The 13,836-nt window shown below is 38.3% G+C and carries 12 protein-coding genes; 11 read left to right on the top strand and 1 reads right to left on the bottom strand.

Annotated features, from left to right (window positions below; all coding sequences use genetic code 11):
• Positions 1-18: 18 nt before the first annotated feature.
• The 8 genes from SHI21_RS00840 (at position 19) to murC (ending at position 10,411) form a co-directional block, all read left to right on the top strand.
• Positions 19-1,992 carry a penicillin-binding transpeptidase domain-containing protein gene (locus SHI21_RS00840; protein ID WP_323574213.1) on the top strand — a complete coding sequence of 658 codons (1,974 nt, stop codon included), beginning with the start codon at positions 19-21 and terminating at the stop codon, positions 1,990-1,992.
• Positions 1,993-1,996: 4 nt separating this feature from the next.
• Complete coding sequence (locus SHI21_RS00835; protein WP_323574212.1) at positions 1,997-3,409, top strand: Mur ligase family protein; 1,413 nt, start codon at positions 1,997-1,999, stop codon at positions 3,407-3,409.
• A 5-nt stretch (positions 3,410-3,414) separates the two neighbouring features.
• Positions 3,415-4,818, top strand: a complete 1,404-nt coding sequence (locus SHI21_RS00830) for a UDP-N-acetylmuramoyl-tripeptide--D-alanyl-D-alanine ligase (RefSeq protein ID WP_323574210.1) — start codon at positions 3,415-3,417, stop codon at positions 4,816-4,818.
• Positions 4,819-4,856: 38 nt separating this feature from the next.
• Positions 4,857-5,924: a phospho-N-acetylmuramoyl-pentapeptide-transferase gene (gene mraY / locus SHI21_RS00825; protein ID WP_323574209.1), complete on the top strand. Its 1,068-nt coding sequence runs from the start codon at positions 4,857-4,859 to the stop codon at positions 5,922-5,924.
• 29 nt (positions 5,925-5,953) lie between these two features.
• On the top strand, positions 5,954-7,342 hold the full coding sequence (murD, locus tag SHI21_RS00820) for a UDP-N-acetylmuramoyl-L-alanine--D-glutamate ligase (protein WP_323574207.1): 1,389 nt from the start codon (positions 5,954-5,956) through the stop codon (positions 7,340-7,342).
• On the top strand, positions 7,342-7,701 hold the full coding sequence (locus SHI21_RS00815) for a hypothetical protein (RefSeq protein WP_323574206.1): 360 nt from the start codon (positions 7,342-7,344) through the stop codon (positions 7,699-7,701). Before murD ends, SHI21_RS00815 begins: the two co-directional genes overlap by 1 nt.
• Positions 7,702-7,777: 76 nt before the next feature.
• Entirely contained in the window at positions 7,778-8,986 is a 1,209-nt protein-coding gene (gene ftsW / locus SHI21_RS00810) for a putative lipid II flippase FtsW (protein WP_323574204.1), read from the top strand.
• A gap of 36 nt (positions 8,987-9,022) precedes the next feature.
• Positions 9,023-10,411, top strand: a complete 1,389-nt coding sequence (murC, locus tag SHI21_RS00805) for a UDP-N-acetylmuramate--L-alanine ligase (RefSeq protein ID WP_323574202.1) — start codon at positions 9,023-9,025, stop codon at positions 10,409-10,411.
• Positions 10,412-10,430: 19 nt separating this feature from the next.
• On the opposite strand, the gene SHI21_RS20665 is transcribed toward murC, so the two are convergent.
• A complete protein-coding gene (locus SHI21_RS20665; RefSeq protein WP_410198805.1) occupies positions 10,431-10,628 on the bottom strand; it encodes a DUF5522 domain-containing protein in 198 nt (65 codons plus the stop codon).
• 140 nt (positions 10,629-10,768) lie between these two features.
• Between SHI21_RS20665 and SHI21_RS00800 the strand changes: the two genes are divergently transcribed.
• From SHI21_RS00800 to ftsA, 3 genes are all read left to right on the top strand, one after another.
• A complete protein-coding gene (locus SHI21_RS00800) occupies positions 10,769-11,668 on the top strand; it encodes a UDP-N-acetylmuramate dehydrogenase (protein WP_323574201.1) in 900 nt (299 codons plus the stop codon).
• 40 nt (positions 11,669-11,708) lie between these two features.
• The gene (locus SHI21_RS00795; protein ID WP_323574199.1) at positions 11,709-12,488 is read left to right on the top strand and encodes a cell division protein FtsQ/DivIB; all 780 of its coding nucleotides are present in this window, start codon (positions 11,709-11,711) and stop codon (positions 12,486-12,488) included.
• 62 nt (positions 12,489-12,550) lie between these two features.
• Positions 12,551-13,834, top strand: coding sequence for a cell division protein FtsA (gene ftsA, locus SHI21_RS00790; protein ID WP_323574198.1), 1,284 nt, complete (start codon positions 12,551-12,553; stop codon positions 13,832-13,834).
• The last annotated feature ends 2 nt before the right edge of the window (positions 13,835-13,836 follow it).

Genomic DNA, 13,836 nt, shown 5'->3' with positions numbered 1-13,836 from the left:
GAATTGGAAAATTAAGGTATGAATAGAGTAGAAAAAAACAGAATTATTTTCGTCTTCACATGTTTTTGTTTGTTTTTCCTTCTCGTTTTAGGAAAAGCTTTTAAGGTTCAATTGATTGATTCAAGCGACCTTATTGTCAGAGCAAATTCACAGTTTTTAAGAGAAGTAACCGTTTATCCTAAACGTGGAAATATCTACGACCGTATGGGACACCCTCTAGCTCTAAACGTTCAAACCTACAGCATCTTTGCCATTCCTAAAACTGCTGACTACAAGCTCGACATCTATAAAAAACTTTCAAAAATTATCCCAGAGCTTTCATATAAAGAAATGGTTTCTACTATTAAAAAGAGAAAACGTTTTACTTGGCTTGGGAGAAAGCTTCGTCTGACAAAAGATCAGGTTGAAGAAGTAAAAGAGTTAAGAGGAATCTTCATCGAAGGAACTCCTGAGCGCGTTTACCCGAACCATGAACTTCTGTCTCAGGTTATCGGCTTTGTTGGGTTAGATAACAAAGGACTTTCAGGCCTTGAGTATATGTTCGATAAAGAGTTAAAAGGAAATCCGGTAACTCTTAAGTACACGATCGACAATAAAGGTCGTCCGATTAAATTTGAAAGTCATCAAAGTGTGACTGCCCAAGCAAAAGACATCAACCTTACAATTGATAAAGATATTCAAAGTATGGCCGAAAAATACCTGAAAGAAGCTGTGCTAAAACACAATGCTGATAAAGGTGGAGTCGGTGTTATTGATGCAAGTACGGGAGAAATTCTGGCAATTGCCAACTACCCTAGTTTCGATCCAAACGATGTTAGAGGATCAAACCCGGAAGATCGAAAGTTAAGTTTTGCCATTGAACCGTTTGAACCGGGGTCAACTTTCAAAGCTTTCACTGTTGGATCAGCTCTAGAAAATAAAGTCGCAAAACTTGAATCAACTTATTATGCTGAACAAGGAAGAATGCGAGTTGATAATCACTGGATTAAAGAAGCTGAAACTCACGAGAAGTTTGAATGGATTTCAGTTGCAGATATTCTTCGTTTTTCATCAAACGTTGGAACAACAAAAATTGCTTTTGACTTAAAATTCCCTCGCTTTAAACAAACGATTAAAGAATTAAACTTCGGAAATAAAACTGGGATTGAAGTTCCGGGAGAGTCTCGCGGGATTTTCACTGAAGCTGATAACGTTACACCTCTATCATTAAGTAACATTAGTTTTGGACAAGGAATTGCGGTAACAGGCGTGCAGATGCTTGCGGCCTACGCGGCTATCGCTAACGGTGGAACTTATATTCGTCCGACACTGATTAAGCGCGACCCGAATGTTGTAACCGTTTCTGAGCTTGAGCCGGAAAATGAAAACCAATTACAAAAAAGACACACAGTTTTTTCTAAGAAAACGACTGATGATTTAACGAAAGCTTTAACGGCCGCAGTTGAAAAAGGAACAGGTAAAGCAGCTCAAATCCCTCACTTTCAAATTGCAGGTAAAACAGCAACAGCTCAAAGAGTTGATAGAAATGGTGGATACAAAGGTTATGTGGCAGGGTTTGTTGGTTATCCGGTAAACGTTGATAACCGTTTTGTTATCGTTGTTTATATTGATAATCCAAAAACTGGTGGGTATTACGGAGGAGCTGTCGCGGGTCCTGTGTTTAAGAATCTTGCCGAGTATATTCTTTATAAAAACAAAGATATCAGCCGACTTGCTGAACATGAAGACAACGATTACGATCTGAAAAAAGTAAAAACTAATATTGATATCGTTCAAGTGAAAGAGTCATCGACTAGATCACTGACTCCAGGAATTGTTCCCAACATGATGGGACTGGATAAAATCACGACTTCAAATATTGGGACTAAGTTAAATCTTCAAATGTTACATAAAGGAATGGGAGTTGTTTCATCACAATTTCCGGCCGCTGGAACACCTGTGACAGAAGATACGGTTGTTAAACTGGAATATACACCTCCAACATACGAATAGAATTATGAACAAAAAAGCACTACTGGATTTAATTAATTCTGATATCGCTTCAAGAAATATTATTACTTCGTTTGGAACGGATATTACAAATATCACGACAAATCTTCAGACGGCAAAACCAGAAGATATTGTTTTCTACAAAGTTTATAACAATGGAAAATCCATTGATGATTTTAATAAGAGAATCACGGGGAGAAACCCGGGACTCGTTATTTTAAATCATGGTGCAGAAGCATTCATTAAGAATGAAAATTGCATTTTTATTTCAGCTGAAAAGTTCCTCGCTGTTCAAAAAAGACTACTGGATATGATGTTCCCTGATAAAGGCACGATGAAAATCATTGGTGTAACAGGAACAAACGGAAAAACGACAACGGTAAACCTGGCGATGGAAATCAGCACAATGCTTGGCCATCCGGCGATTTCTATTGGAACAATCGGTGTTCATGATGCCGCAGGAACGCTAATTGATGACCTAGAATCAACAACACCATCTTTTGTAGAGTTTCGAAAATTAATCTCTCAATATCAGAGTAAATACGAAGTATGTTTCATTGAAGTGAGCTCGCACTCTTTAGTTCAAGATAGACTTCATGGCCTTATGTTAGACGGTGGAGCTTGGACAAGTTTTTCTCAGGATCACCTGGATTATCACAATTCAATGGAAGAGTATTTTGAAGCTAAGATGATTCTTGAAAAGAAATACCTAAAACCAGGGAAATCTCTTCTAGTGCCATTCTTTGAAAAAGATCTTTATAAGAACATTTTAAAAAATCATCCAAGTGCTAAGGTAAAAATCGCTAAGACTCTGGAAGAAAGAAAGTATAAAGAAAAGCCTCTATTTTATCACTCGCCATATAATCAAAGTAACGTAGAGCTGGCATTGCAGTTAAACGAAGATCTATGGGGCAGCGATAATATATCTTCAATCAAATTAGAAAATATCAAAACACCATTGGGACGTTTTTCAGTGATCGAACTGGATAATGATTCGATGGCCATTATTGATTACGCTCATACACCAGATGCACTTTTAAATATTGGAAAGGCCATTAAAGAAGCATTCCCCGGATATTCATTAACTGTTGTTTTTGGCTGTGGTGGAAACCGTGACAAAACAAAACGTCCATTGATGGGTAAAGCGGTTGCAAGTTTTGCAGATAAAATTATCGTCACATCAGATAACCCGAGAGATGAAGCACCGGAAGATATTGTTATGGATGTCATCAACGGAATCAGCAAAGGTTACGAAGCAGTGATCGATAGAAAAAAAGCTATTATTTACGCTCTAGACTCGAAAAGAAAGAAAGAGATCGTCCTGATTGCCGGTAAGGGGCACGAAGAGTATCAGGAAATAAAAGGTGTGAAACACGCTTTTAGTGATTTCAATATCGTTCAAAATTTTAAAAACGGATAACATTTATGGTTTCATCTAAACTACTTACTAAGCTTAAATCAATTAAGACGATCAATAGTATGATCGATCATAAGAAAAAAGAGTTTGAACTAAAAGTGAACACTGATTCAAGGTCTTTTAAGGCCGGAGAAACTTTTGTCGCTTTAGTTGGTGAGAATTTTGATGCTTTCAACTACATTGAAGGCGTTTTAAATCTAGATGCAAAAGTGATCGTGATCACTCATACAGATGAGAGAGCGGCACTGTGCGAATCTCTTTCTGTTTTATATCCAAAGACTATTTTTATTACCGTCACTGATACACTCTTGTTTATTCAAGAGCTGGCCACACTTCACATGGAAGGCTGGAAAAAAGCGGATAAAGAGAGAATTGTCATTGGGGTTACTGGGTCAAACGGTAAAACGACTCATAAAGAAATGATCTACTTCCTTTTGAATGAACTTCTGCCTGGAAAGGTTTTGGCGACTAAAGGAAATTTAAATAACCATATCGGTGTTCCTTTAACGATTTTTCGTCTGAATAAAAAACATAAAGTCGCCATTATCGAAATGGGGATGAATCACAGCGGAGAAATCCAGGTTCTGTGTGACATCGCGAAACCTCAACATGGAATGATTACCAATGTTGGAGCAGCTCATATCGAATTCCTAAAAAGTATGGAGAACATCTTTAAGGAAAAAGGGACTCTTTACGATAGCGTTGTGAAAAACTCTAAAGGTAAAGGCATGTTCGTAGTGAACGGAGATGATGTTTACTTAAGTAAATTGAAAAAAACGCCAGGTCTTACGACTTACGGTGAGAAAAATGGCGATGTAAAAGTAGCTATCAGTAACGGCGAAATAGTTTTCAACATGGGTAAGACTCCAGTGTTGATAAACAATAAAAATATATTTGAGCACCATAACCTGAAAAACTTAGCTGGAACGGCCATCCTGGCGATGAAGCTCTTCCCGAAAAAGATTAAAAAAGTTGAAGAAGCAGCCTCAAGTTATCAACAGCCATCAATGAACAGATCTCAATGGGAAAACAATATTTTCCTAGATGCTTATAATGCTAATCCAAGCTCGATGAGAGTGTCTCTGGATTCATTTGTGACGATCATGAAAAACAAAAATGTTTCTCTCGATGATTGTTATTTTGTTTTGGGCGACATGAATGAACTTGGAGACCACGCAGCTCCGATGCATAAAGAAATTGCAGCTCATGTAAAAGAGTTGGGAATTAAGAACGTGACTTTCATTGGAAGATACCGCGAGTTTTATAAAGAAGGTTATCCAAATCCCACTAGTAATTATTTAACAAAAGAAGAGTTCAGAGATGAATGGATTCAAATTAAGAAGAAATATAAATTCATTTTCATTAAGGCCAGTCGTTCATTAGAACTAGAAACGCTGATGAAAGTAGATTAATATTATTTCAAACTCTTAAACTTAAAAGGTGCGTCCCGATGCTTTACCACTTACTTTACCCACACCACCATATGTTCAACCTTTTTAGGTACATCACTTTTAGAACGGTTGTTGCCTTTCTAGTTGCGACGGTGTTGTCGATTATCTGGGGAAAATTCTTTATCAACTTTATGAAGAGAAAGCAGTTTGGTCAGATCATCCGTGATGACGGGCCAGAGTCGCACTTTAAGAAAAAGGGTACTCCGACTATGGGCGGTGTATTCATGCTTGGTTCAATTTTTGTGACGACATTAATTTGTGGGAACTTTTTTTCGATGCCACTGCAAATTACTTTAGGCGTAACATTTTCATATTTCCTGCTTGGATTTTATGACGACTATCTGAAAGTTTTAAAGAAAGACACAAAAGGTGTTTCGGCAAAAGGTAAGCTTGCTTGGCAGTTTATCACAGCAGGAATAGCGCTTTATCTCATGGTGAGTCAAAATATTATCAACACAGAAGTATTCATTCCTTTCCTTAAGGCCCCGATACTTGACCTTGGTTACTGGTATATTCTATTTGGTTCAATCGTTATTGTCGGATTTAGTAACGCAGTTAACCTAACAGATGGTCTTGATGGCTTAGCAATCGGCCCGATCATGGTGAGTGCAGCAACGATGGGTTTGATCACTTACATCACTGGTCACAAAGAATTTTCTCAATATCTTTACCTGCCATACTTCGAAGGTATGGGAGAGTTGACTGTCTTAACTGCGGCTATTATAGGTGCAGGAATTGGCTTTTTGTGGTATAACTCGTATCCAGCTCAAATTTTTATGGGCGATGTTGGATCCCTTTCTTTAGGGGGAACATTGGGTACGATTGCCGTGCTTGCTAAGTCTGAATTTCTTTTTGTCGTTATCGGCGGGATTTTCGTGATTGAAGCATTATCAGTAATCATCCAAGTGGCTTCATTCAAAACTCGCGGAGTACGCGTTTTTAAAATGGCACCTATCCACCATCACTTTGAAAAACTAGGCTGGCCTGAAACGAAAGTCACTGTTCGTTTCTGGATCATCAGTGTGTGCTTGGCCATCCTTGCACTAACGACGTTAAAAACAAGATAACGTCGTTACAAAACGACGGAGTATTGTGAATGGAAATGGAAAGATTTAAAGGTAAGAAAGTTCTTATCGTTGGTATTGGTAAAACTGGTTTCTCGCTAATTAACTTCTTCACGAAGCTTGAGTGTGAAATTCGTGTCACTGATATTAAGCCCATCTTCGATTTAAATAAGTCTGTAAAAAAGATTAAAAAGATTGAACCAGCATTAGAGATGACTTTCGGCGAACACAAAGACGAAGACTTCCTGGATGCAGACGTTATCGTTTACTCAGCAGCAGTAAATCCACTTCTTCCTCAGTTAGAATTAGCACGTAAAGCAGGTAAAGAAGTTTACTCTGACTTCGCTCTTGCTTACAAACTTTGTAAAAAACCAGTAGTCGCAGTTTGTGGATCTTTCGGTCGTACAACAATTGCAGCAATGATTGGATACACTCTTAAAGTTGACGGAAAAAATGTTTTCGTTGGTGGAACAAGTGAGATGCCATTCATCGAATACTGCCTTCTTCCAAATATGGCAGAGATTGATTACGTAGTTGTTGAAGTATCAGCAATTCAAATGAAATCTCTTCAAGACTTCCATCCTAAAATGGTTGTTATCCCTAACATCGGTGAGAACTTCTCTAAAGCAAACTTCGCTTCAGTTAGTGAATACATTGAAACTAAACTTTCAATTACAAAGAAATTATCTCCGGATGATATGCTGATCGCTAACTACGATACACTTGCTAACAATAACCAAATTAGAAACGCGAACTGCCAGGTATTCTGGTACTCAAGAAGATCATTCGTAACTCTTGGAGTGATGAATGAAATTCAAGGAACGCATTTCCACGATAGAAGAATTCACTCAAACATTAACTTCCACTCAGAATTCAAAGTTTCTAAAATGAGAATCGTTGGGCAAGTTAACCGTGAAAACTTAATGGCCGCTGTGACTGCATGTAAAGCACTAGACGTTAGTGATGCTGCTATCCAGACATGTATCGAAAAATTCCCAGGGATTCCTAATCGTATGGAATTCATCATGGAGAAAAACGGTGTGTGTTTCTACAACGATTCAAAAGCTGAAACGATGCCAGAAATGCTACAAAGTTTAAAATCATTCAAAGAACCAGTAATTTTAATTGCTGGTGGTAAAGACAATGAAGACCTGAACTTCGACCCATTCGCTAAAGAGATGATTGCAAACGCAAGAGTTCTTGTTTTAGTTGGAGAGTGTAAAGAAAGGTTAAACAGAGCTCTTGGAGATCACAACCAGACTTACATCGTTGGATCGTTTGAAGAGTCAGTTTTATTTGCTTACCAAAAATCGAGAACGGGAGATGTTATTCTTCTTTCTCCAGGGAACCCAGCTTCTGACTTTTTCCGTGACTACGAAGAGCGCGGGAACTACTACAAAAAACTGGTTTACCAACTGTAATGCCTGCTAATCATCCAATTATTAATAACAGTGCTCATTCATCGATGAGCACTGCTGTTGATTCAGATCTTTTATCAATTATATTAAATGTCTCACCTGTGTTTTTAACTCTGATCGTTTTGAGTTTTCTATTCATTGCGTACAAAAGCATCAATAAATTTTTCATGACAGAAGCTTTGACTGAAACTCAGTTAAAGAAAGAGCTTAATTATCAGACGATCGCTTATGCAGTCTTCATGTCTGCAATGGCGGGATTCATGGCCGACATGTATTTGAGTCTTCCGGTTTCAATCTTCATCGCCTGCTGCTCTTTATATGTGATTTATCTTTTCATAAGATTTTTAACACCTAAAACTTAATTCCCGATCCCCGAACGCGGGTATTAGTTTTTTAAATATATCTTTAAGATTATTTAAACTTTGTTAATCTATATAGATGAATGAAGAAATTGCGGACATAGATAGATTAGTAAAAGTTTTCCTTTCAACTTTGGCGATCATTATCACCATTGGTTTGATCATGGTGTGGTCATCGAGCTATATTCTGGCGAACGAAAGTTTCGGAACTCCTTATCACTACATTATCCGTCAGCTTATTTATTTATTCCTGGCGATCGGAACTGCCTTTGCTGTTTCAAAAACTAAATACACGTTCTGGCTTAAATACGGTTATCTGATTAACATCGTGGCCGCTGGGATTGTGGCCCTTACAATTGTTAAAGGAATCGGAGCTTCTGCAAAAGGAGCAAGTCGCTGGTTATCTTTTGGCGGGATGAGTTTACAGCCTGGTGAGATCGTAAAGTTCACAGTTATTCTTTCTGCCCTAACGTTCTTTGAGAACTGGAATAAGATGGATAATAAAGAGCGCATGAAGCACGGCGGAACTCTTTTTTTGCCTCTAGCTCTTTTAATTAAACAACCAGACTTTGGGACATTCTTTATTTGTTTCGTTGTAATTTCTTTTGTTTGTTTCATGAGTTCATTTCCTAGAAAGTATTTCTACTACTCACTGATTACCGGTGCAGTTGGTGGGGTCTTCGTTTTATTCTCACAGGCCTACCGTGTAAAACGTATGCTTACTTACCTAGATCCATGGAAAAATCCACAAGGTTCAGGTTTCCAGATTATTCAGTCTTATATGGCCTTCGCTAAGGGATCAGCTTTCGGGCAGGGTCTTGGTAACAGTAACGAAAAATTATTTTATCTTCCGGAAGCACACAACGACTTTATCTTTTCGGTTATCGGAGAAGAGCTAGGTTTCATTGGTGTTATGGTTCTGATTTGCTTATTCGTCGCGTTTATTTATTTTGGGTTTAAACTTGCGATTCAAATGAGAGACCGCCTCTCTACTATTATGGTATCGGCCATCGTTTTCGTTCTTGGTCTTCAAGCACTTTTAAATATGGGCGTAGTTCTTGGGCTTCTTCCTACTAAAGGATTAAACCTGCCATTTGTTAGCTATGGTGGATCATCTCTCCTCTGCAATTTTTTTGGAATTGGCTTGCTTCTCTCAGTTGTTAAGGGTTATCGTGACCGACTTATGACGGGTGAAGAAACTGAGTATAAACCGCGTCGTTCTAATTCAACTCGTGCTAAAAACCAAGAGCAAGTTGAAGAAAACGAAACGGATCATGCTTACGTTTAAGAATAAAAATCCCTATTAAATTTTTGGAGTTTATATATGTTCCGCAATCACTCGGCCCTAAAGCCAAATATTGTTAAAATTCATTTTGTTGGTATCGGCGGTATTGGAATGAGCGGGATCGCTGAAGTTCTTTTATCCTTAGGATATAAAGTTTCAGGATCTGATGTTGCTGAATCACCAAACGTAAAAAAATTAAAAAAGATGGGAGCTGAAATTCACATCGGACATAAAGCAGAGAACTTAGATAACGTAACGGTTGTTGTTCATACATCTGCTGTTAATGAAACAAACCCTGAAATGTTACGAGCTAGAGCTGATGGTATTCCAATTATCAGACGAGCTGAAATGCTAGCTGAATTAATGCGCTTAAAATATGGTCTTGCTGTTGCTGGTACTCACGGTAAAACAACAACGACATCATTTCTCGCTACAATCCTAGCTGAATGTAAAATGGACCCGACATACATCATTGGTGGAATTGTAAAAAACCTTGATGGACACGCGAAAGTTGGACAGTCTGATTACCTGGTAGCAGAAGCAGATGAATCTGATGGATCATTTCTTTTATTAACTCCTGTTATGTCAGTTATCACAAACATCGATAACGATCACATGGATCACTACGGTACAGAAGAAAACCTATTCAAGTCATTCGTTGAGTTTGCTAACAAGATTCCATTTTATGGAGTTGTGGCCTTGAATGCTCATGATGAAAAACTAATGAAATTAAAAACTGAAATGAAGCGTCCAGCTGTCACTTTCGGTATTGATATTCCAGCTGACTTTGAAGCACGTAACATTGAGTTCGGTCACTTTGATACAAGCTTTGATATTTATCACAAAGGTGAAAAACAAGAGCGATTCAAAATCAATCTTCCAGGTCGCCACAATATCTTAAACAGTCTTGGAGCTGCAGCTCTTGCATTCCACATGGGACTAAGCTTTAAAGAAATTGCAAAGGCCGTGTGTAAGCTTGAAGGTGTTGGAAGACGCTTCCAGCTTCTAAAGAAAGAAGGATCATTTGAAGTGGTTGACGATTACGGACATCATCCGACTGAGATTGCTTCAACTCTTAGAATCGTAAAAGATACGAGAGCAGACTATAAGAAGATTGTTATTTTCGAGCCACATAGATACACGAGAACGCGCGATTGTTGGGATCAGTTCCTTCACTGCTTTAACGATGCGGATGAACTTTATTTACTTCCGATCTATGCAGCGAGTGAGCAGCAGATTGACGGGATTTCGACTGATAGACTAGTAGAAGATATTAACCGTCTTCATCCGAACTTTGCTAAAAAAATTGAGAGCATCGACAAGCTAGTTGAAGTGATTGAATCACATAAAGCTGACAAAACGATTGTCGTGACTTTAGGTGCAGGATCAATTGGAAAGACTGTCAGAAAGTGGGCAGGGGTTGAGTAATAATAATTACTCAGATATTTTATCTTTTCTTAAATCCAAACGGACAATGCCTACAACCCCCTTTACAACATTTTCTTAGATGTTGAAGGTAATATGAAGTTGAGATTGTTTCCCCAGTCTTGGGATCATTATAAAAGTCTTCTTTAGCAAGCGAAGCTTCTTTGTTTAGAGCTTCGCATTGATCCTTATATTCTTTGGATTTATTTTTATTTTTCATAATACTTGAAGGCCAAGGTTTTAAGTTGATACTTTGGCTTAGTTGTTTTTAGTTTTTTTAGATTGTACCTTATTATTCCATACTAAGGCGAACAACCAGAGCAATAGACAATCCCTTAAATTCTTTTGTAACATCATTGGATGCTAGCAAACATAATCAATCACCCAGACGTTCAAATCGAGATCGATAAAGATCTTAAAAAATATTCTACTATGAGACTTGATGCTCGTGGGGATTTGATAACGGTTAAAAGTGTTGAAGGATTAAAACACACTCTAAAAGCGCTAACAAAAAATAATATTGAGTACCGTGCCCTTGGTTGGGGAGCTAACGTTCTTCTTCCAGTTAAGGCAGACCTACCTTATCTACAATTAGATTTTGAATTCGACAGATCAGTATTTGAGTCTCCCAAAGACGAATACATTCTTCCAGGATCAGTAAGCCTTGCCACTCTTACCAGCCACGCTAATAAGTTTGGTCTAAAAGGATGGGAAGTTTTTACAGGAATTCCAGCAAGCTTAGGCGGCGCGATCTTTATGAACGCCGGAACAAATCTTGGTGAAATCGGATCTATTATAAAGGAAGTAAAACTCATCACGAAAAACGGAGAAGAAAAGTCGGTTATTATCGATAAGAATTCGTTTTCATACAGACATAATCATTTTGTCGATTCTGGTGATATAATATATGAAGCCCGACTAATTCACTTTGGATTAGATGAGGCGATTTCAAAGAAAATCCGCGAGTATCTTGATATGAGAAACCGCACTCAGCCTTTAAAAGAATGGACGTGTGGATGCATTTTTAAGAATCATCACGATCGACTTCGCGACGTCACTTGTCGAGCCGGTCTTTTTATAGATATAATGGGCCTGAAGGGGCTCACAATTAAGAACTTAAAGATTAGCCCTAAGCACGCTAACTTCATGGAAAACTCTGGTGAGAGCTCTTATGAAGATGTTATGCAAATGATAACTGTCCTTCAAAAAGAATTGAAGTTGCAGTTTGGTGTCTCATTCGAAACGGAAGTTGAATTTTAAACTATAAGCACGAAAGCTTAAAATATAGAGAAAAGTCAGGATGGCATTTTTTAAGAACAAAACATTTATCACAATAGCGATTGTTGTCGCGATTTTGGTATTAACCAATATCGTAGTGTCGTCTCTTGGGCCGACAGAACAATTCAACGCTGACCTTTCATACAGATCAAATTTAGGAAAATGCCCAACTCGTCCAGCAGGAACGATGGCACTTCAAGTTGTAAAAACTTTCGAACAAACTCATTCTCTTCGTGATGTGAAACTTAAAATCGTGAGCGAAAAATGGAGCGATAAGTATTTCGTTTCTGATTACAAAATTAAGTACGATCCATTCAGTAAAGTTTTAGATTTAAACTTCAACTGCCCAGAGCCGTTGATGAAAGTTCAAATTTACAGAAAAGACAGCGCTGAATCTTATGAAGCAATCCTTGTTGATAACGGACAACTATTCGATCCAACATATGAAGCACTATTAAGATCGGAAAAGAAGTTAACGCACGACCTTCCATACCTGTCTATGCCTGTTGGGGAGATGGAAGATAAGATCCAGATCGACGTTACTAACCTGGTTAAAGAGATGAGACCGGGACTTAGATCAAAGTTGTCTGAGGTCATTTTGAACGACAATAAAGAATTAACCATCATTTTGTCCATTAATGGGCACCCAAGTAGTGTCTTTATGGGACTAGATGAATGGAGTGATAAATTAGTTAAACTTGATAAGATTGTGAACTACATGGAATTAAAAGAAAAAATTCCAGCCATTATCAATCTTACAAATAGCAAAAAAGTTGTTGTCAAGTTTAACGATAAATTCTAGCATTTTAAATGACAGAATGAATCTGTTGTAAATCGTATCTAAAAAGAGAAAGGATTCTCACTATGAACGACAAGAATATCATCGTAGGTCTCGATGTAGGAACAACGAAAGTTTGCACGATCGTTGGGCTTCAGCATCCAAATCAAGAATTAGAAATTATCGGAATCGGTACACACCCTTCTTATGGACTTAAGAAAGGTTCCGTTGTGAATATCGACAAGACTGTTCGCTCGATTCAGAACTCGCTTGAAGAAGCGCGCCTGATGGCCGGAGTGAATATAACTAGTGCGACTATCGGTATTGCCGGAAGCCACATTTACAGTTTCAACTCTTCTGGGGTTGTTGCTATTAAAGGTAAAGAGATTACTCAAGACGACGTTGATCGCGTTCTTGAAGCTGCTAAGGCAGTTGTTATACCAAGTGATAGAGATATCCTTCACGTTATTCCTCAGGAGTTCCGTGTTGATAATACAACGGGTATCAAAAACCCAATCGGTATGTGTGGAGTGAGACTAGAAGCTCACGTTCACATCGTTACCGGATCAATTCCTCTAATCCAAAATTTAGTTAAATGTGTAGAGCAGACAGGAATCGATGCTGAGCACGTTACACTTCAGCCGCTAGCTTCTTCTGAAGCAGTTTTATCATACGAAGAAAAAGAACTGGGAGTTGTCCTGGTTGATATCGGTGGTGGAACGACTGACATCGCGGTTTGGAAAGAAGGAAGCTTAGTTCACTCACAAATTATTCCAATCGGCGGGAACCATTTCACGAATGACCTGGCCGTTGCTTTAAAAATTCCTCACAACGAAGCTGAGCGAATTAAAATCAACCACGGTAGTGTTCTTGCTGAACAACTAAATCAATCAGCACACATTACGGTTCAAGGCCTGTCTGGAACAAAGCCTCGCGAAGTACAATTAAGTGTAGTCGCTGAAGTTTTAGGTGCACGCGCTGAAGAGTTATTCGATGTCGTTCGCGCGATGGTTGAAGATAAAAAATTAATGAATGATGTATCAGGTGGATTTGTTCTAACTGGTGGTGGTGCTCTTATTAAGGGTATGCCGGAGTTAGGAGAGTACATCTTAATGAGATCTTGCAAAATCGGTTTCCCAATTCCATTTGGTGGAATGACAAACATTATGCAAAATCCAAAATACTCTACTGTTCTTGGGCTTCTTCTAGAAGCTTCGAAGAGAAAACCTTATGTTCATACGCAAGGACAATCTACAAGCAACCATAGAGTGACTTTCTCGAAAGAGAAAGAATCAACTCCTGAATCAAACAATGATTTGATTGGGAAATTGAGTGAATCACTAAAATCGGTTTTTAAAGAAATATTCTAATT

The sequence above is a fragment of the Bacteriovorax sp. PP10 genome (assembly GCF_035013165.1).
Taxonomy (GTDB): Bacteria; Bdellovibrionota; Bacteriovoracia; order Bacteriovoracales; family Bacteriovoracaceae; genus Bacteriovorax; species Bacteriovorax antarcticus.
Note: the sequence above shows the minus strand (reverse complement) of the source record. Positions and strands in the feature narration are given on the sequence as shown.